This is a genomic window from Campylobacter sp. RM12637, from assembly GCF_020137645.1.
Taxonomy (GTDB): domain Bacteria; phylum Campylobacterota; class Campylobacteria; order Campylobacterales; family Campylobacteraceae; genus Campylobacter_E.
In genome coordinates, this window is record NZ_JACGAV010000003.1 from 36,262 (window position 1) to 54,529 (window position 18,268).

Sequence of the window (18,268 nt, forward strand, 5' to 3'; positions counted from 1 at the left end):
TTTTTTTATTGTATATAATTTTAATAACCAATCAAATAACTTCGTTTTTTAAAAATTCTAAAACCCTAATTTGTGCGAAATCTTCAATTTCTTCTTCGCCTTCTTTAATTGATTTTTTCAATACTAATCTATCAAGTTGAACGAAATTAATTTTTCGCTTTAGTTTTGGATTTTGTTTAGTTAATTTTTTAATTCCTTTAAGTATATTATCAACTCCCATTGTATCTTGTTTAATATATTTTATATATTGATAAATGGTCGCTAAAAATATTCTTCTTTTAATTTCTTTTTTATAGATTTCTTTTGAGAGTTGTTCTATTTTTCGCTTTAAATCTTGTCTTTCATCTTTAACAACTCCTGCAATACAAGAAATTAATTTAGCTCTTAAATCAAAAGAATTATTAACTCCTATAAAAGTAATTCTTAAATTCGCTAAAAAAATATAAATTAAATCTAATTTCATTTACCCTCTATTAAGTCATTTTATCTTAAAATGCGTTTTCTCAAGTCAAGCCTTGTGCAATGTTTGTAAAAAGCAGAGCTTCAGGATGGGAACATAGCAGAGCACTTTTTATGAGTGTGTGCCGCAAGTCTCTTGGCTTGGGTTTGTAAAAAACTCTTCAAATTCTTTTAACATTTCATAAAAATTTACTTCACCAATTTTAGGATTTTCTTTAAAATCATTTAAAATCTTTGAATAACCATTTTTTAAATCCTTAGATTTAACGCCGTAATAATTAGAAATAATTGCTTCTAAAAAAGCTCCAGTTTTATCACAAGCTTTAAGCATTTTTCCATCAATTGTATTAAAACAATCTTCATTATAATCGTTTGGATTTTGAATAATTTTTACATTTTCTTTATTTATTCTATTTTTAAATTCATCTTTTTTAATCTTACCATCTTCATTATAAATTCCTAAAAGATAAGCAAATTCAGCTCTTATATTATTAGGCACAAAAGGTAAAATCTTTTCATCAATTAATTTAAGTTCATAATCACTTATTATCTCACTAAGCCCATCAATTCCGTATTTAACAGGTGTAATAATATCTCTTGTAAGACTTTCTGGTAAATCGTGAAAAATCGCACAAAAGAAGTTGCTAATAAATCTAGTATCACAAGCTTTTATTTTAAGACAATAAAAATAGCTTAAAACAGCTACTACTAACATATGTCCTAAAACACTTGTTTCAGGAATTCTAGGAGTTTGAGCCCAACGCTTTTGAAATCTTAAACGACCACTTAAATCAATTACCTTAGCTAATTTTTGATTTAATGATATTTTTTGAACTGCTAAAATTTCTAAATAATCTTCTAATTCTTCATCTAATTTAGCTTTGATTTCTTCATAATTACTAACATTTGGATATATGAATGAAAACTCATATCTAGTTGATAAATACCCTGCTGCTTTTAAAATAAATTTTTCTTTTTCGTGAGTTTTATCATTATAATAATCATTAAAAATTTTTAAAAAATCATCGTTTTTATTGATTAAACTAAATTGTTTTTGTATCCATTCATCTAATTCTTTTTGTTTTGTTTTTTTGATTTCATTTAATACATCAGGACGAATATCAGTAACTATTACACGAGAAATAAACTCAACAACAATAGCATCAAGTAAAAATCTCATATCAATGTCTTTTTCACTTTTTGCTAAAAAATAAGCAATAATAGCCTTATGAGCTTGTTTATCAAGTTCAACTAAATTACAAATTCTAGGAAAATCATTCCATCTTGAAATTGAAGCAGCCTTAAAAATATGTAAAACAAGCTCTGGACTAATCATTATTTATCCTTTTTATCTTTTTTCTTTTCTTTTTTAATTTCCGTATCAGAGCAACACTCAATCACCGTATGAACATTACCACGAGGATTAAAATCTCCAACTAATTTGATATATTTTGGTTTTAAACGCTTTTTAAGAGTATTATAAATCTTATTTATACTATCTTCGTGGCTTATGTTTTTGTTATAAAATGAATTAACATAAAGTTTAATTGCTTTAAGTTCAACTACCCATTTATTAGGTATATATTCTAAATATAATGTTGCAAAATCAGGATAACCACTTCTTGGGCAAAGACAAGCAAATTCAGGTAGAGTTATTTTAATAACATAATCATTTTTTTGCTTATTTTCCCAACGCTCTAATTTTTTACCTTTAATTTTTTTTATTTCTTTTTGTCCGTATTTTAATTTTTCTTTCATTTCATCTCCTTAAGATTTTTGTCCTTATAAAATAAAAAGCCTTGATAATAATCAAATTTAATATCTTTTGTTAAATCAAGTAGATTTTTATTATCAATAAATCTCATAATAGTTTTGATATTTAGGCTTTTACATAAATTAAATAAATTTTCATAAATTATAAAATATTTTTCATTTTTTACATTTTTATTAAACTCAATATCAAAAATACCAAATTCAAATTCTAATCGTTTTAAATATTCTAAAGAACTAGGCGAACCTATACGATTTAGGGCAAAATTGATATTAATTTCTCTATATTCTTTTATTATTTCTTCAAATCTTGGCATATCATAATAAACATCATTTTCAAAAAATTCAAAAATAATTTTCCCATTTGTATTAGGGTGCTTAATAAAATATTCTCCTAAATAAAATAAGAAATTTAAATTCCTTAAAAAATCAGGAGATATTTTAATAATAATCCTATTATCAAAATGATATTCTTTCGCTAAAAGTTCTAAAAGATTTTTATAATAATTAAATTCTAAATTATTTTTAATAATTATTTCTTCTAATTTTGCTTGAGATATTTTCTCTGGATAATCTGAATTAATCCTATAATTTAAATAATATATTTCTTCTTCGCCTTCTAGCCTTTGGATTTTTAAGAAAAAATCACTCTTATTTATAGAGCTTACAACACTATTAGTAATGATATTTTCAGTAGCTACATCTACATCATCTTTTAATCTATTTTGTGCTTCTAAATAAAGTTTATTAAAATTAATACTTGATTTTATAATAGAATAATAGCACTTAAAATCAACTCCATCTATTCTTTCTCTTTTAATTTCTAAAAATATTTTTTTAATTTCGTGTTGCAAGGTTTTATGCTTTGAACTACTTAAAATCATAAAATCAGCAGTAGTAATCCTACCTATTATTAGATTTTCATCCCACGCATAGAATTTATCAATTAATTTTTTCAATAATCTATCACTTTTATTAAACCCTAGCATTAATTTAATTTCGTTTATATTAGAAATTGTAAAAAACACTATAAAATCATCATTATTTAGATATTTTGTAAATTCACTTTGTAATAAAGTCCCAGTTTTTTCATCAATTACATTATGCTTTACTGATTTATAAATTACAAAAACAAAATAATAAAAATACAAAAATATAAAACATAAAATTACTAATATATCTAATGGTTTAAAAACTATTTCGTTAAATTCTTGCAAATATACAAAAGCAAAAACTAATAGTAATAAAGGCATAATGAGCTTAATAGCTGCATCTTGCCTATTTTTTCTTTCAATTTTTTTACTAATTGTCATATATCTAAGTGTTTTACATCTTTAGCGTGTGCTTGAATATATTCACGGCGAGGTTCAACTTCATCTCCCATAAATAAATTAAACACTCCACTAGCCCTATCAAAATCATCAACACTAATTTGAATTAAACGGCGATTTTCAGGGTCCATTGTAGTTTCCCATAATTGTTCTGGGTTCATCTCACCAAGACCTTTATAACGCTGAATATAAGTTCCTTTTTTAGCATTTTTTTCAACTTCATCAAGAACTTCTAAGAAATCTTTATCATTAAAAATATTTCTTTCTTCAATTTTTTTATAAATATAAGAAGCTTCTTCAAAATATGGACTATAAAATAAATCATTATTTACAACTATTTCTTCTAAACCATTTTGAGTTTGAACATAGATTTTAATCTCATCTTCACTAAGATAATGATTTAATATATTAAATCCTTTTGCTTCTAAAAATTCTTTTGATACTTTAAAAATCTCTTGCATATTAAGAGCTAAAATATCAGGATTTTCAACATAATGTCTAATTAATTCAATCACATTAAAGCGTTTTTTAAGCTCATTTAAAATACTTCTATAAGCTGCTACAACTTTTAAGAAATCTTTTAAATCATTTGTCCCAATTCCACTAAATTCTAAATTCTCAACTCCAGTTTCAATCAAATAATCATTTAAAGCTTTTTCATCTTTTAAATATATTTCTTTTCTTTGACCTTTTTTATAGCGATATAATGGTGGTTGAGCTAAATATACATGTCCATTTCTAATTAATTCTTGCATAAATCTAAAGAAAAATGTAAGAATTAGAGTTTGAATATGAGAACCATCAACATCAGCATCTGTCATAATGATAATTTTATGGTATCTTAATTTTTCTATATCAAAATCATCGCCTATTCCACAACCAAATGCTGTAATCATATTTTTAATTTCATCAGATTTTAAGATTTTATCAAGGTGTGATTTTTCAACATTTAAGATTTTTCCTTTTAAAGGTAAAATCGCTTGAAATTCCCTATTTCTTCCTTGTTTAGCAGAACCACCCGCACTATCACCCTCTACTAAATATATTTCTCTAATTTCAGGGTCTTTTGAAGAACAATCAGCTAATTTTCCAGGTAAAGTCCCTACACTTATGCTTTCTTTTTTACGAGTTAATTCTCTTGCTTTTTTTGCTGCTTCACGACCTCTTGCAGCCATTAAAGCTTTATTCATAATAGCACGAGCATCGTTTGGATTTTCTTCAAAGAATTTAGTTAAAGCATCGTTTGTAATTTTATTTACTATACCACGAACATAAGAACTACCTAATTTACCTTTAGTTTGTCCTTCAAATTGTGGTTCAGGAACTTTTACACTAACTATTGCAATAAGCCCTTCTTTAGTATCTTCTCCTGTTATTTTTATATCTTTTTCTCTAGCGGCTGCATTTGCTTCAATATAACTTGTAATTACCTTTGTAAGACCCATTCTAAAGCCTGCTTCGTGAGTTCCACCATCTGCAGTTTTAATGTTATTTACGAATGAAAATAAAGTCTCACTATAAGTATCATTATACATTAGTGCAATATCTACAACTACATCTTCTGCTTCATCATTAAATGCAATTACATTTGTAACAGCTTCTTTTTTATTTAAATCAGTTACAAATTGAGAAATACCACCATCATAATGATAAGTTTCGCTTTTACCATTTCTTTGGTCTTTAAAATTAATAGTAATTTGTGGATTTAAATATGCTAATTCACGAAATCTCTTAGCTAAAGTATCATAATCAAACTCAACTACTTCAAATATCTCAGGGTCAGGGAAAAACTCTATGCTAGTTCCTGTGCGATTAGTTGTTTTAATTATTTCTAGCTCACTTGTTGGAATACCTTTAGAAAATTCTTGTCTATGAGTATTTCCATCTCTTTTAACGGTTGCAATTAATTTAGATGAAAGTGCATTTACAACCGATACACCAACGCCGTGCAAACCACCACTAACCTTATAAGTATCTTTATCAAATTTTCCACCAGCGTGAAGAACGGTTAAAACAACGGTTAGAGTTGAGATATTTTCAGTTGGGTGAATTCCAACAGGAATTCCACGACCATTATCAGTAACTATACAAGAACCTTCTTTGGTAATTTCAATATCAATAGTATTACAAAAGCCAGCCATAGCTTCATCAATAGAGTTATCAACTACTTCATAAACCATATGATGAAGACCATTAAAGTTAGTATCGCCAATATACATTCCAGGGCGTTTTCTAACTGCTTCTAGTCCTTTTAATACTTTAATTTTACTTTCTGCATAATTTTCTTGCATTATTTATCCTTAGTTTTTATTTGCTGATATTAGTGATAAGAAATTTTTACTTTCTAACACAACAGGAGCTGCTGATGAATAGAATTTAAATGTGAAATATTCATTTTCATTTAAATGTAAAAAATCCATCATATGTTTGTTTGTAAGATTTATTTCAAATTTATCTTCTATAGTAATATTTGTTTCTAGCTCACTTGTAGCATTTGTTTCGTTAAAATCATCACTTAAAGCATTATTTTTAAATGTGATTTTACCAGTTTCAAATTCTATTTGACATTTTGTGCAAACTGCACTTAGTTTTTTTATTTCATTTAAAAAGTCTTCGTTTTTAATGATAATTTCATTTGTAGGTAATTTATGTGGCATTACTTCAACATATCTTAAAAAATCAATAGTTGCTAATTTTGTAAAGAATTTAAAATTATCATTTTCAATGATTAAATAATTATTTGTTTTATAAACCCTTACTTCTTCATTTAATAATTTTTGTAGTTCTTGAGCTGATTTTTTTGTAATTATTAATCTTTGTTCGTATTCATTTTGAGCTATGAATGAATATTTGTGAATTCTTTTAGAATCGCTTCCTACAAAAACAATGCTATCTTTTAAAATATCTATATAACAGCAATTAAATTGAAAAGAAATACCATTATTATCAACAGCAGGTAAAATCATTTTAAAGCCGATATTTAGTTCTTTTGCACTTATTAAAATAGGTGTTTTGCTATTTTCATCTTCTAAGAAAGAAAAATTATTTTCACTATTTATTGGCAATGAAAAATTAGTTTTATTTTGGGTAATTTTGATAGATTTTTCTAATTTTTTGATTTTAATATCGCTATTATCAAGGCTTTTTAAAATATCAATTAATTTTTTAGCATTGATAAAAATTTGCCCTTCATTTATGATATTACATTCTTGGATTTTATATTCAATTCCTATTTCACTATCACTTGCTCTTAAAATTAATTCATTGTTATAAGCTAATAATAAAATATTAGAATTTAAACTTGTATTATCTTTTTTCTCAACATAATTGCTAACTATTAAAGCTATATTTTCTAATCTCTTTTTGTCTATTTGTATTTCCATATTCTTCCTTTTTCGCTTTATTATATTTAATAATCTTTATTTTTTGAGTTTATTATTTTATTTTTTAAATGTTCTACTAGGCTTCTAAAATCATCATCAAGACATATCATTTCATTTATTTTTTTAATATGTTTTGAAATAGCACTATGGTCTTTCATTTGAAAATGAGTTGCTATTTGGCTTACTGAATTTGAAATTAATTCTTTAGTTAAAAATATAACTATTCTTTTAGCTTTTACTATTTCTTGTTTTTTAGAACTTGATTTTATTTCGCTTATTTTTACATTTAATTCTGAACTTACTATATCAAAAATATCTTCAATTTCAATATTTGATTGATTTTCTTTAATGTATTCTTTTATTTGATTTTTTAAATCATCTAAGGTTATTTTTTGTTTTCTTATACTTTGAAAAGCGTAAATATAATTTATAATTCCTTCTAAATCCCTTACATTTTCACCTATATAATTAGCAATAGTATTAATCATTTCATCATTTAATTCTATATCATATACAAGGCTTTTTTTCTTAATAATTGCTTTTTTGGTTTCTATATCAGGGACACTAATATTTGCAAGAACTCCTTTGTTAAATCTTGATTTTAATCTATCTTCAATTCCATTTAAATTTATAGGAGCTACATCTGAAGTCATTATTATTTGACCATTTCTTTCTACTATATCATTAAAGATATGAAAGAATTCTTCTTGTATTTTATCAGTAGTGCCTAAGAACTGAATATCATCAATTAATAATAAATCACAATCTTTATATTCACTATTAAAACTATCAAATTTATTTGCTAATATTGCATTTTGATAGTCTTTCATAAAACCTTTTGAAGTTTTATATATTACTTTTTTTCCAAGTTCTAAACATTCATGCCCACTAGCTTGTAATAAGTGAGTTTTTCCTAAACCTGTATTTGAATATATAAAAATTGGATTAAAGTCTTTTCCAAATTTATTTTCATCTGTTATTGCTTTACAAATTCTATAAGCAAACTCATTACTTTGTCCTACTATGAAATTATCAAAAGTAAGGCTTTGATTTAATATTGAAATTTGTTTTTTAGCTACTATTGGTTGAGTTTCTTGTGGTTTGTTTATTTTTTCATTATTTACTTGAATTGTAATTTTATATTTTTTACTATTTGTTTTTTCTGCTATTTTTTCTAATATACTTTGGTATTTTGTTTGAATATGTTTAGCTATGAATTGATTAGGTGCATTTAGAATTATTTCATTATTTTTGCTTTCATTAATTTGTAAAATTTCAAAATAATTTTTATATTGATTTTCTCCAATTAATACTTTTAATTCTTCTAGAATTTTATTTAACATTTATTCCTCTTTTTTGTTATTACCTTTGATGATGTGAAAATCTAGTAATATTTGTTTAAAAATATTTAAAACACCTATATATCAATGCTTTTAATAGTGAAAAAATATACCAAAAATATACAAACAATTTACAATATTTCATCATAAATTTCACAAGCTCTTTAAAAAATTCTTTAATTTAGTGAAATTTTTTTATGAATTTTTATTGTAATTTTTAAAATTCTTATAAATTTTCGTGAAATTCTATAAAAATCAGTTTATGTGAAATTCTATTTCATTAAGAAATTTATCGTAATAATAAGCATTTCATAAAAAAATAATTTTAAATTTCACAAGGATTTCACATATGAAAATTTTAGGATTTGACCCAGGAACTAGATTTTGTGGATATTGCCTTTTAGAAAAAAATGGCAGCACAAATACTCTTTTAGAAGCAGGTCTAATAAGATTTAAGAGTAAAGAATTAATAGATAATATTTTAGAATTAAACGAAGCTTTAGAAATGATTTTTAAAAAAGTTCCAAATGCTAGTGTGGCAGTTGAAAATATATTTTTTGCTTATAATCCGCAAAGTGTTTTAAAACTCGCACAATTTCGTGGAGCAATGTTGCTTAAAATCTTACAAACTTATGGGAATTTTAGTGAATATACAGCTTTACAAGTTAAAAAAACAATCACAGGCAAAGCAAAAGCAGAGAAAGAACAAGTAGCTTTTATGGTTAAAAAGCTTTTAAAAATCAATAAAGAAATAAAACCACTTGATATAACCGACGCAATGGCGGTTGCATTAACTCATAGTTTTTATATAAAAAATACTTAAAATATTAACTTAAAGATATATTAGAATCTGTAAAAACAGATTCTAAAATTTATTTTAAACTAGCTAAAATTTGCATAGCTTCTACATTATCTCCTTGTTTTACAAGTATTTTATCTATTATTCCATCACTCGTTGCTTCAATTGGAACTTCCATTTTCATAGCTTCAAGAATGAATAATTCTTGCCCTGCTTTTACTTTATCTCCTGCTTTTACAAGCACTTTAAACACATTTCCTGACATTGAGGCTAAAATGCTTTTATCATTAGCTATTGATTGTGAAATTTCTTGTTTTTCAATAATTTTTGAAGTATTTTCTTTTTCTTTTACTTTTACTTCGTAGCTATTGCCATTTACGAAAATTTTGTCTTTTTCAATTTCTACATCATAGGTTTTATCATTGACTTGCACTGAATAAAGATTGTTAGAATTTGATTTAGTATTTTGAGAAATTTTTCTAACATTGACTTTTGCTTCACCTTTTAAAAATGCTAATCCTTTTTCTTTACAAGCTGCAACTATGAATAGATTTTCATCAGTTACTAAAATACCTTCTTTTTTAAGTATTTTTTCAATGTATTTAAGTGATTTGGTTTCATCAAGGTCGGCTAAATCTATTGCTTTTTCTTTTGTTGGTTTTAGATTTAATTGCTCACTTGCAAGTTTTACTATTTTTGGATCTGGTGCTACAGGAGTTTTTCCAAAATAGCCTAAAACCATTTTGCCATAGCCTTCTGCGATTTTTTTCCATTCGCCAAACATTACATTATTAAATGCTTGTTGGAAATAAAATTGACTAACAGGAGTTACGCTAGTTCCAAAGCCACCTTTTTTTACCACTTCGCTCATCGCTTTTATAGTATCAGGGAATTTATCTAATACATTATTATCTCTCATCATTTGAGTATTCGCTGTTAATGCTCCACCTGGCATAGGTGAAATCGGTATTAATGGACTAACTTGTATAGCTTCAGGTGGCATAAAATAATCTTTCATACAATCTTTAAATACTTCTTCATATTTTAAGATTTTTTCAACTTCAAGCCCACCTAAATCATAATTTTTACCTTTTACAGCGTGTAACATTGTAAGAATATCAGGCTGACTTGTTCCACCACTAACAGGAGCTGCTGCAAGGTCAATTCCATCAACACCAGCTTCAAGTGCTGCTAAATAACAAGCTACACTAACACCTGCACTTTCGTGAGTATGAAGTCTAATATGAGTATTTGCAGGTAAAAGTTTTCTAGCCATTTTTATTGTTTCATATACTTTTTGTGGATTACTTGTCCCTGATGCGTCTTTAAAACAAATGCTATGAAATGGGATATTAGCTTTTAAAATTTCTTTTAGGGTTTTTTCATAAAACTTAGTATCGTGAGCGCCTTTGCAACCTATTGGTAAATCCATCATAGTTATTACAATTTCGTGTTTTAAACCATAATGCACTATTCTTTCGCCACTATATTTTAAATTCTCAACATCATTTAAAGCGTCAAAATTTCTAATCGTAGTAGTTCCGTGTTTTGCGAATAATTTTGCGTGTAAATCTATTATTTCACGACTACCAGTATCAAGTGTAACGGTATTTACTCCACGAGCAAGGGTTTGAAGATTAATACCATCTCCTACAATTTCACGGAATTTATCCATCATAGTAAATGCGTCTTCGTTTGTATAAAAATAAAGGCTTTGAAATCTTGCCCCGCCACCAAATTCAAAATGTCTTATCCCAGCTTCTTTTGCAGCTTGTAATGCTGGGAAAAAATCATTCATTAAAACTCTAGCTCCATAAACTGATTGAAAGCCATCACGAAAACTTGTATCCATAATATCTATATATTTTTTAGCCATTTTTCTCTCCTTTAATTTAATTTATCTTTTAATGCCGCACAAATTGAAGCGATTATTTCATCTTTATCTTTTTTATTTTTATCATCAATATTGCTTAGAATTTTTTCTAAATTTGTTTTTATATAACTCGTATCAAAAATACCTTTTCTAAATTCTTTACTTTTTGCAATAGTTTTTAAAAATGAAATTGTTGTTTTTACGCCTTCTATTGTAAATTCTTCTAAAGCTCTTTCTAATTTATTTACCGCTAAATCATAACTAGACGCTTTTACAACTAATTTTGCGACTAAAGAATCGTAAAATGGCGGGATTTTATAACCTTTATAAAGATGGCTATCAACCCTAACTGAAGGTCCTAAAGCAGGATAATATTCTGTAACCATTCCTGGTGTTGGTATGAAATTCTTATTAGCATCTTCTGCAGTAATTCTAGCTTCAATAGCAAAACCATTTGATTTAATATCACTTTGTTCTAATTCTTGAATTTGTCCTGCTGCATATCTTAATTGCCTTACTATTAAATCAACCCCTGTTATCTCTTCTGTAACGCCGTGTTCAACTTGTATTCTAGTATTCATCTCCATAAAATAAAATCTATTGTAATCATCTAATAAAAACTCAACCGTTCCTGCATTAGTATATCCAGCCGCTTTTGCGGCTGCTACTGCAGTAGCTCCCATACTTTTTCTTAAATGCTCGCTTATTGATGGACAAGGTGCGATTTCTATTATTTTTTGATGGCGTCTTTGAATAGAACAATCTCTTTCGCATAAATGAATTATATTGCCATAATTATCGCCTAATATTTGAAATTCTATGTGGCGTGGATTTTCTATGAGTTTTTCCATAAAGACATCATCATTATTAAAATATGCTTTAGCTTCTCTTTTGCAAGTATTAAATGCAGGTATTAATTCATCTTCATTCCAGACTTCTTTAATCCCACGACCACCTCCACCTCCACTAGCTTTTAATATTACAGGATAGCCAATTTTTTTGGCAAATTCTTTTATTTCTTCTTCTTTGCATTCATTTAATACTTTTGTTCCTGGAACTACTGGAATGCCGTTTTGTTGCATTAATTCTCTTGCTATATTTTTATTTCCCATATTTTTAATAACTTGAGATTTTGGTCCAACGAAAATTAATCCTGCATCTTCTACCATTTTTGCGAATTCATAATTTTCACTTAAAAACCCATATCCAGGATGGATTGCATCAGCACCACATTCTTTTGCAGTTTGAATTATTATTTTTGCGTCTAAATAGCCCTTAATGGCATCTTCACCTATACATTTTGCTTCACTTGCGATTTTTACATGCAGACAATTTTCATCAGGCTTTGTATAGATAGCTACACTTTGAATATGCAAATCCCTACAAGCTCTTATGATACGAACAGCAATTTCTCCCCTATTTGCTATTAAAACCTTACTAATCACCTTTAAACTCCTAATTTTAAATAGTGATTTTATTTTAATATTTTAGATTGAAAAAGATGAGTTTGCGTTTGTTTTAACCATTTATTTGTTACTAAAAGTAACAAAATTAAATATTCAATTTTTTAGTTTATGGAATTTGATTTTAATATTTTTACTTGGTTTATATTGAAAAATCAATATAAACCAAAATAAGCAAATTATAATTTATTTTAAATTCTCTTGGCTTTTTAAATACACACTAGCACAATCTTTGCTAAGTTCTCTTATTTTTAGCATAAAATCTTGTCTTTGAGTAACGCTAATTGCACCCCTAGCATCAAGGGTATTAAATAAATGCGCACACATTAGACAATAATCATACGCAGGTAGTGAGTAACCACTATCAAGCACACTTCTTGCTTCATTATATGAAATATCAAACATTTCTTTAAGTCTTGAAGCATTTGCTAATTCAAAATTAAACTTAGAGTATTCAAACTCACCTTGCTTATGAACATCAGCATAAGTTAGCCCACCGCCCCAATTAATATCATAAACATTATCAATATCTTGAATATACATTGCCAAGCGTTCAAGTCCGTAAGTAATCTCTGCACTAATTAAATCACAAGAAAATCCACCAACTTGTTGAAAATAAGTAAATTGAGTAACTTCCATTCCATCAAGCCATACTTCCCAGCCAAGCCCCCAAGCTCCTAAAGATGGGCTTTCCCAGTTATCTTCTATAAATCTTACATCGTGTTTATTTAAATCAATTCCTAAAACTTTTAAGCTATTTAAATATAAATCTTGAATATTCGCTGGACTTGGTTTCATTAATACTTGAAATTGATAGTAAGCACCTAAACGATTTGGATTTTCTCCGTATCTTCCATCAGTTGGACGGCGAGATGGAGCAACATAACAAACATTATGTGGTTTTGTTCCAAGTGATTTTAAGAATGTTTGTGGATGAAAAGTCCCTGCACCTGCAGGAAAATCATAAGGCTGAATTAAAGCACAACCTTGCTCGCACCAATACTTTTGTAAGTTTAAAATAATTTCTGAAAATGTCATTTAAAAGCCTTTAAAATAAATTTTATTTATCATACAAAATTAATATAAATTTATGTTATTTTGCATATAATTAGCGATTTTTTAAGGAGATTATATGAAAAAATTAATTTTAATTACAAGTTCTTTATTTATTTTTAGTGCTTGTGTTAGTCAAGAAAATGAAGTTGTAAAAAGCAATTTAATGAATCTTGCATTACAAACTGCTTTAAATCCTAGCTTAAAAGACGAGCAAACTAACTGCATTACTAACAAAAATGCAAGCTCTTGTTTAAATATTGCAAATGTTTTATTACAAGGCACTTCAACTTCTCAAAACATTCAAGCAGCAGGTTATTACTATCAATTAGCTTGTTCTTTTGGCTTAGCAATTGGTTGCGATAAAGCTAACGAATTAAAAAAATAACCTTTTAAGAATTTAAAACGAGTTAGTTTTAAATTCTTTTAAATAAATTCTTTCAATTAAATAAAAAATCAAAATATCAAATTAATAAAATAATTATAATTTTTTAAGAAAATATATTAAAGGATAAAAATTATTATTAATTGTGTAAAATTGTAACAATGATTTTTATTTTTATTATATTTTATTCTTATATTAATCTTAATGATTTTCTTTTCTTATAACATTTAAGTAAGGAGGATTTATGATTGAACAAATTAACTTAATCATTTTATTTTTTTTATTATTGTCAATAGTTTTAGGCTATTTATTTAAAGCAAATATTGGTATTTTTGCAATTGTTTTATGCTTTATTGCTGCTTATATTTATGGCTTAAAACCTAGTGAAATTGTAAAATTATGGGGGCTTGATTTATTTTTTATCTTAGTTTCTATTACTTATTTTTATGGCTTTGTCATAAATAATGGAACTTTAAATAATCTAGCTTCAAAAGCAGTTTATGGGGTAAGAAACTATCCTTGGAGTATTCCTATAGTTTTATATATTGTTGTTGTAATTTTTGTCGGTATTGGACCAGGGCATTATGCTGGATTTGCCTTTATGAGCCCATTAGTTTTATACATAGCTAATAAGATTAAAATGAATAAAATTTTAGCTGCTATTATAATTTATTCAGGTTCTTGTGCTGGGGGATTTAATCCTTTTACTTTAGGTGGTAGGGTTACTTATAATCTAATTGAGAATTTAGGTTTTACACCTGAACAATCAGCAATTATGCAATTAAATCTTGGAAAAAATATGTTTATAGCACATACTTTAATTTTTATTTTAGGATATGTGTTATTAAAGGGGTATAAGGTTGTATATTCATCAAATATTGATAAACCTGAAAAACTAAATTCTATACAAATTAAAACGATTTTAATAGTTACATTTGTATTTTCTTTGGTTATGGTTCCATCAATTTATTTATCTTTTCAACCTGAAAATTTATTGATGAATAAAATGACTATATTTTTTAATCCTACTTTTGTTTCATTCTTAGGAATTATTTTAGCTATTGTATTTAAGATAGGAGATGAAACACAAGCTTTTAAAAATATACCTTGGAATTTAATTTTTATGATTGGTGCATTAACTATGCTAATAGCACTTGGAAAATCTACTGGTGCTATGCAAATAATAAGCAATTTTTTAAGTGCTCAAGGTGGCAATGATAGTAGCTGGATATATTATTTATTAGGCGTTTTATCTTCTTCAATGAGTGCGTTTGCTTCTAGTATGGGCGTTGTAATGCCGACATTTTTTCCTATTGTTCCAAGTCTTAGCGTATTAGAGCCATCTTTGGCATTTTCTATTATTGCAACATTTGCAACATTTACGGGATATTCAAGTTTTTCATCAGGTGGAGCATTGGTTTTAGCAGGGACACAAGATGAGCAAGAAAGAAAATATTTATTTATTAGGTTATTAATATTACCTATTTTGCTTGTGTTATTTGGGTTTTTGTTATTGTTTTTAGGTGTTATTAATTAATTTATGAAAGGGAAAATTATGGAATTTAAAAATTATATAGGCAAACAAGAAATTATAAAAGAAGAAATAAGTCTTACTCAAGTTGAAAAAATAGTCGCAACACTTGATTATAAAGATTTAAAATTAGGTGATGAATTACCTTATTTATGGCAATGGTGCTTTTTTAATAAGGCTTTAAGTAAAGATAAATTAGGCAAAGACGGACACCCTAAATTAGGCGGAAGCGATGATAGTTTTTTACCTAGTTTTGGAAATGTTAATCGTATGTGGGCTGGTGGTAGATTTACTTTTAATTCAGCGTTGATTATAGGCAAAATCGCTACTAAAATTACTACTATAAAAGATATTCAAGAAAAAGTTGGAAATACAGGAAAATTAATTTTTGTTACTTTAGAGCATAAATATTATCAAGATGAAGATTTAAAAATTATTGAAGAACAAGATATAGTTTATAAAGAGCCAACTCCACCAAAATTAACTAGCAATAAACCTGTAAGCGAAGCTGATTTTTCTGAAAGTTTTTGCCCTGATTCTACTTTATTATTTAGATATTCAGCACTTACTTTTAATGGGCATAAAATTCATTATGATTATCCTTACGCTACTATGGTTGAAGGATATAGTGGCTTAGTAATTCACGGACCTTTATTAGCTACTAAGATGATTAGTTGTTTTGCAAAAAATCATAAAGATAAAAAAATCATAAAATATAGTTATAGAGGATTACACGCAGTTTGCACTCCTAGTAGTTTTTGCGTTGAGTCAAAAATAATTAGTGAAAACGAAGCAAATGTGTGGATAAATAAAGATGGCTTTATAGCTCATCAAGGCGTTATAAATTATAAATAAAGGAGAAAAAATGTTGCCATTAGAAGGAAAATTAGTATTAAGTATAGAACAAGCAATAGCAGCACCATTTTGCACTAGACAATTAGCTGATTTAGGTGCTAGAGTTATTAAGATAGAACGCCCTGATGTAGGGGATTTGGCAAGAGGATATGATACTAGAGTAGATGGACTTGCAAGTCATTTTGTATGGACTAATAGAAGTAAGGAGAGTTTAGCTATTGATTTAAAAACCGAAGAAGGTATGAAAATAATAAAATCAATTTTACCTAAGGTGGATATTTTCGTTCAAAATCTAGCATTTGGGGCTGCAAAAAGACTAGGATTAGATTATGAAAATTTAATTAAATATAATCCAAAAATGATTGTTTGTGATATTTCTGGCTATGGAGAAGGTGGAGAATACGAACACAAAAAAGCTTATGATTTATTAATTCAATCAGAAAGTGGCTTAGTATCTATAACAGGAAATGGTGATGAGTGTGTAAAAGTGCCAATTAGTATAGCTGATATATCTGCTGGAATGTATGCTTATAGTGGAATTTTACAAGCACTTTTATATCTTGAAAAAACAAATAAAGGTTCAAGAATAGAAATATCAATGTTAGAATGTATGGCTGAATGGATGGGGTATCCAATATATTATACTTATAAGGGTGCTAATCCGCCTATTAAAAAAGGTGCTTTTCACGCTAGTATTACCCCTTATGGTCCTTATAAGGCTGGTGATGGTAATGTTGTTATGTTTGGTCTTCAAAATGAAAGAGAATGGAGTAATTTTTGTAAGATTGTATTAGAAGATGAAAGCTTAATTAATGATGAAGAATTTAAAAATAACACATTAAGAACAAAAAACGCACAAAAGATTAAAGAAATAATAGAAAATAAATTTAAAAATCTAACGGCAAAAGATGTTGTGGATAGATTAGAAAAAGCAAAAATTGCAAATGGTAATGTAAATGAATTAAAAGATGTGTGGAATCACTCTCAATTAAAAAGTAGAAATAGATGGAGAGAAGTTGATACTGAAGTAGGTAAAATCCCAGCATTATTGCCACCGGCTACAAATAATAATTATGAGCCTAGAATGGATAAAATCCCAGCGTTAGGAGAACATACTTATAAAATCTTAAAAGAATTTGGATTTAAAGATGAGATTTCTCAATTACAATCAAAAAACATAATAAAGGTAAGAGATGAAAACTAAGAGTTTTTTGTTTGTTCCATCAATTAAAAATGATAGATTTAATAAGGCTTTAAATAGCGGAGCTGATTATATTATTATTGATTTAGAAGATTCAATTAGCCCTAATCAAAAAGATAAAGGCAGGGCTAATATTTTAGAATTTGCAAACAATACAGATGCTAATTTTTTTATAAGAATTAATGATACTAAGAGTGAATATTTTAATGATGATATGAAATTATTAGATGAATTAAATAAAATGAAAAAATTATATGCAATTGTATTGCCTAAGAGTGAGAGTTCAAAAGAATTTGAATTATTTAAAGATTTTAAAGATTTAATAATAATTCCAATTATTGAAAGTGCTTTGGGCGTTGATAATTTAGATGATATTGCAAGTTCAAAATTAATTAAATTATTAAGTTTTGGTGCTTTAGATATTTCTTTAGAATTAGGATTAAAAGAAGGCAGTGGAAGAGAAAATTTATTAAATCACATAAGAAATCAAATAGTGATAAAAAGTGCAAAATATAAATTATTACCACCAATTAATGGAGTATATCCTGATATTAAAGATGAAATTGGTTTAAAATCTGAATTAGAATTTGTATCTTCTATGGGTTTTGGCGGGTCTTTAAGCATTCATCCAAATCAAATTCCAATAATCAATCAAGTATTTAGTCCTACTAAAGAACAAATTCTATGGGCTAAAGAAATAGTAGAATTGGCAAAAAATACTGATGATATTGTATTTAATTATAAAGGCAATATGATAGATTTGCCAGTAATTAAGAAAGCTCAAAATATACTAGCAAATATCTAATATCTCTCTTAGGAGAGATA

15 protein-coding genes, 1 other RNA gene and 2 pseudogenes are annotated in these 18,268 nt (G+C 26.9%); 7 read left to right on the plus strand and 11 right to left on the minus strand.

The features are described from left to right. Positions 1–31 precede the first annotated feature (31 nt). A complete protein-coding gene (locus AVBRAN12637_RS02325; protein WP_214116160.1) occupies positions 32–463 on the minus strand; it encodes a hypothetical protein in 432 nt (143 codons plus the stop codon). 43 nt (positions 464–506) lie between these two features. On the opposite strand from AVBRAN12637_RS02325, the gene ffs reads away from it, so the two are divergent. Then, an RNA gene (gene ffs / locus AVBRAN12637_RS09770) (signal recognition particle sRNA small type) lies at positions 507–604 on the plus strand. On the opposite strand, the pseudogene AVBRAN12637_RS02330 reads toward ffs, so the two are convergent. From AVBRAN12637_RS02330 to dnaA, 6 genes and pseudogenes are all read right to left on the minus strand, one after another. Continuing rightward, positions 605–1,795: pseudogene (locus tag AVBRAN12637_RS02330) on the minus strand (HD domain-containing protein); the annotation flags it as partial. Then, positions 1,795–2,217, minus strand: coding sequence for a preQ(1) synthase (gene queF, locus AVBRAN12637_RS02335; RefSeq protein ID WP_214119961.1), 423 nt, complete (start codon positions 2,215–2,217; stop codon positions 1,795–1,797). The gene queF and the pseudogene AVBRAN12637_RS02330, both read right to left, overlap by 1 nt. Further along, positions 2,214–3,542 (minus strand): EAL domain-containing protein, encoded by a 1,329-nt coding sequence (locus AVBRAN12637_RS02340; protein WP_239803231.1) that lies wholly within the window; start codon positions 3,540–3,542, stop codon positions 2,214–2,216. Before AVBRAN12637_RS02340 ends, queF begins: the two co-directional genes overlap by 4 nt. After that, positions 3,539–5,851 (minus strand): DNA topoisomerase (ATP-hydrolyzing) subunit B, encoded by a 2,313-nt coding sequence (gene gyrB, locus AVBRAN12637_RS02345; RefSeq protein WP_214116169.1) that lies wholly within the window; start codon positions 5,849–5,851, stop codon positions 3,539–3,541. The genes AVBRAN12637_RS02340 and gyrB overlap by 4 nt, the downstream gene beginning before the upstream one ends. Before the next feature lie 9 nt (positions 5,852–5,860). Further along, positions 5,861–6,943 carry a DNA polymerase III subunit beta gene (gene dnaN / locus AVBRAN12637_RS02350; protein WP_214116171.1) on the minus strand — a complete coding sequence of 361 codons (1,083 nt, stop codon included), beginning with the start codon at positions 6,941–6,943 and terminating at the stop codon, positions 5,861–5,863. A 26-nt stretch (positions 6,944–6,969) separates the two neighbouring features. Beyond that, positions 6,970–8,286 (minus strand): chromosomal replication initiator protein DnaA, encoded by a 1,317-nt coding sequence (dnaA, locus tag AVBRAN12637_RS02355; protein ID WP_214116173.1) that lies wholly within the window; start codon positions 8,284–8,286, stop codon positions 6,970–6,972. A 346-nt stretch (positions 8,287–8,632) separates the two neighbouring features. Here dnaA and ruvC point away from each other — a divergent pair, with 346 nt between their 5' ends. After that, on the plus strand, positions 8,633–9,106 hold the full coding sequence (ruvC, locus tag AVBRAN12637_RS02360) for a crossover junction endodeoxyribonuclease RuvC (protein ID WP_214116175.1): 474 nt from the start codon (positions 8,633–8,635) through the stop codon (positions 9,104–9,106). Between the two features lie 49 nt (positions 9,107–9,155). On the opposite strand, the gene AVBRAN12637_RS09775 is transcribed toward ruvC, so the two are convergent. The 4 genes and pseudogenes from AVBRAN12637_RS09775 to glyQ form a co-directional block, all read right to left on the minus strand. Beyond that, positions 9,156–9,347 (minus strand): acetyl-CoA carboxylase biotin carboxyl carrier protein subunit, encoded by a 192-nt coding sequence (locus tag AVBRAN12637_RS09775; protein ID WP_442862219.1) that lies wholly within the window; start codon positions 9,345–9,347, stop codon positions 9,156–9,158. A gap of 128 nt (positions 9,348–9,475) precedes the next feature. Beyond that, a pseudogene (locus AVBRAN12637_RS02365) lies at positions 9,476–10,958 on the minus strand (biotin attachment protein); the annotation flags it as partial. A gap of 11 nt (positions 10,959–10,969) precedes the next feature. Further along, positions 10,970–12,400, minus strand: coding sequence for an acetyl-CoA carboxylase subunit A (locus AVBRAN12637_RS02370; RefSeq protein WP_214116178.1), 1,431 nt, complete (start codon positions 12,398–12,400; stop codon positions 10,970–10,972). 204 nt (positions 12,401–12,604) lie between these two features. Continuing rightward, the gene (glyQ, locus tag AVBRAN12637_RS02375) at positions 12,605–13,456 is read right to left on the minus strand and encodes a glycine--tRNA ligase subunit alpha (protein ID WP_214116180.1); all 852 of its coding nucleotides are present in this window, start codon (positions 13,454–13,456) and stop codon (positions 12,605–12,607) included. A 94-nt stretch (positions 13,457–13,550) separates the two neighbouring features. Between glyQ and AVBRAN12637_RS02380 the strand changes: the two genes are divergently transcribed. The 5 genes from AVBRAN12637_RS02380 to AVBRAN12637_RS02400 all read left to right on the plus strand — a co-directional run bounded on the left by AVBRAN12637_RS02380 (position 13,551) and on the right by AVBRAN12637_RS02400 (position 18,248). Next, positions 13,551–13,859 carry an SEL1-like repeat protein gene (locus tag AVBRAN12637_RS02380; protein WP_336608622.1) on the plus strand — a complete coding sequence of 103 codons (309 nt, stop codon included), beginning with the start codon at positions 13,551–13,553 and terminating at the stop codon, positions 13,857–13,859. A 244-nt stretch (positions 13,860–14,103) separates the two neighbouring features. After that, positions 14,104–15,393 carry an SLC13 family permease gene (locus AVBRAN12637_RS02385; RefSeq protein WP_336615287.1) on the plus strand — a complete coding sequence of 430 codons (1,290 nt, stop codon included), beginning with the start codon at positions 14,104–14,106 and terminating at the stop codon, positions 15,391–15,393. Positions 15,394–15,411: 18 nt separating this feature from the next. Then, complete coding sequence (locus AVBRAN12637_RS02390) at positions 15,412–16,242, plus strand: hypothetical protein (protein ID WP_336615245.1); 831 nt, start codon at positions 15,412–15,414, stop codon at positions 16,240–16,242. Positions 16,243–16,252: 10 nt separating this feature from the next. Next, positions 16,253–17,446, plus strand: coding sequence for a CaiB/BaiF CoA transferase family protein (locus tag AVBRAN12637_RS02395; protein ID WP_336607955.1), 1,194 nt, complete (start codon positions 16,253–16,255; stop codon positions 17,444–17,446). Further along, complete coding sequence (locus tag AVBRAN12637_RS02400) at positions 17,436–18,248, plus strand: HpcH/HpaI aldolase/citrate lyase family protein (protein WP_214116190.1); 813 nt, start codon at positions 17,436–17,438, stop codon at positions 18,246–18,248. Before AVBRAN12637_RS02395 ends, AVBRAN12637_RS02400 begins: the two co-directional genes overlap by 11 nt. Positions 18,249–18,268: the final 20 nt, after the last annotated feature.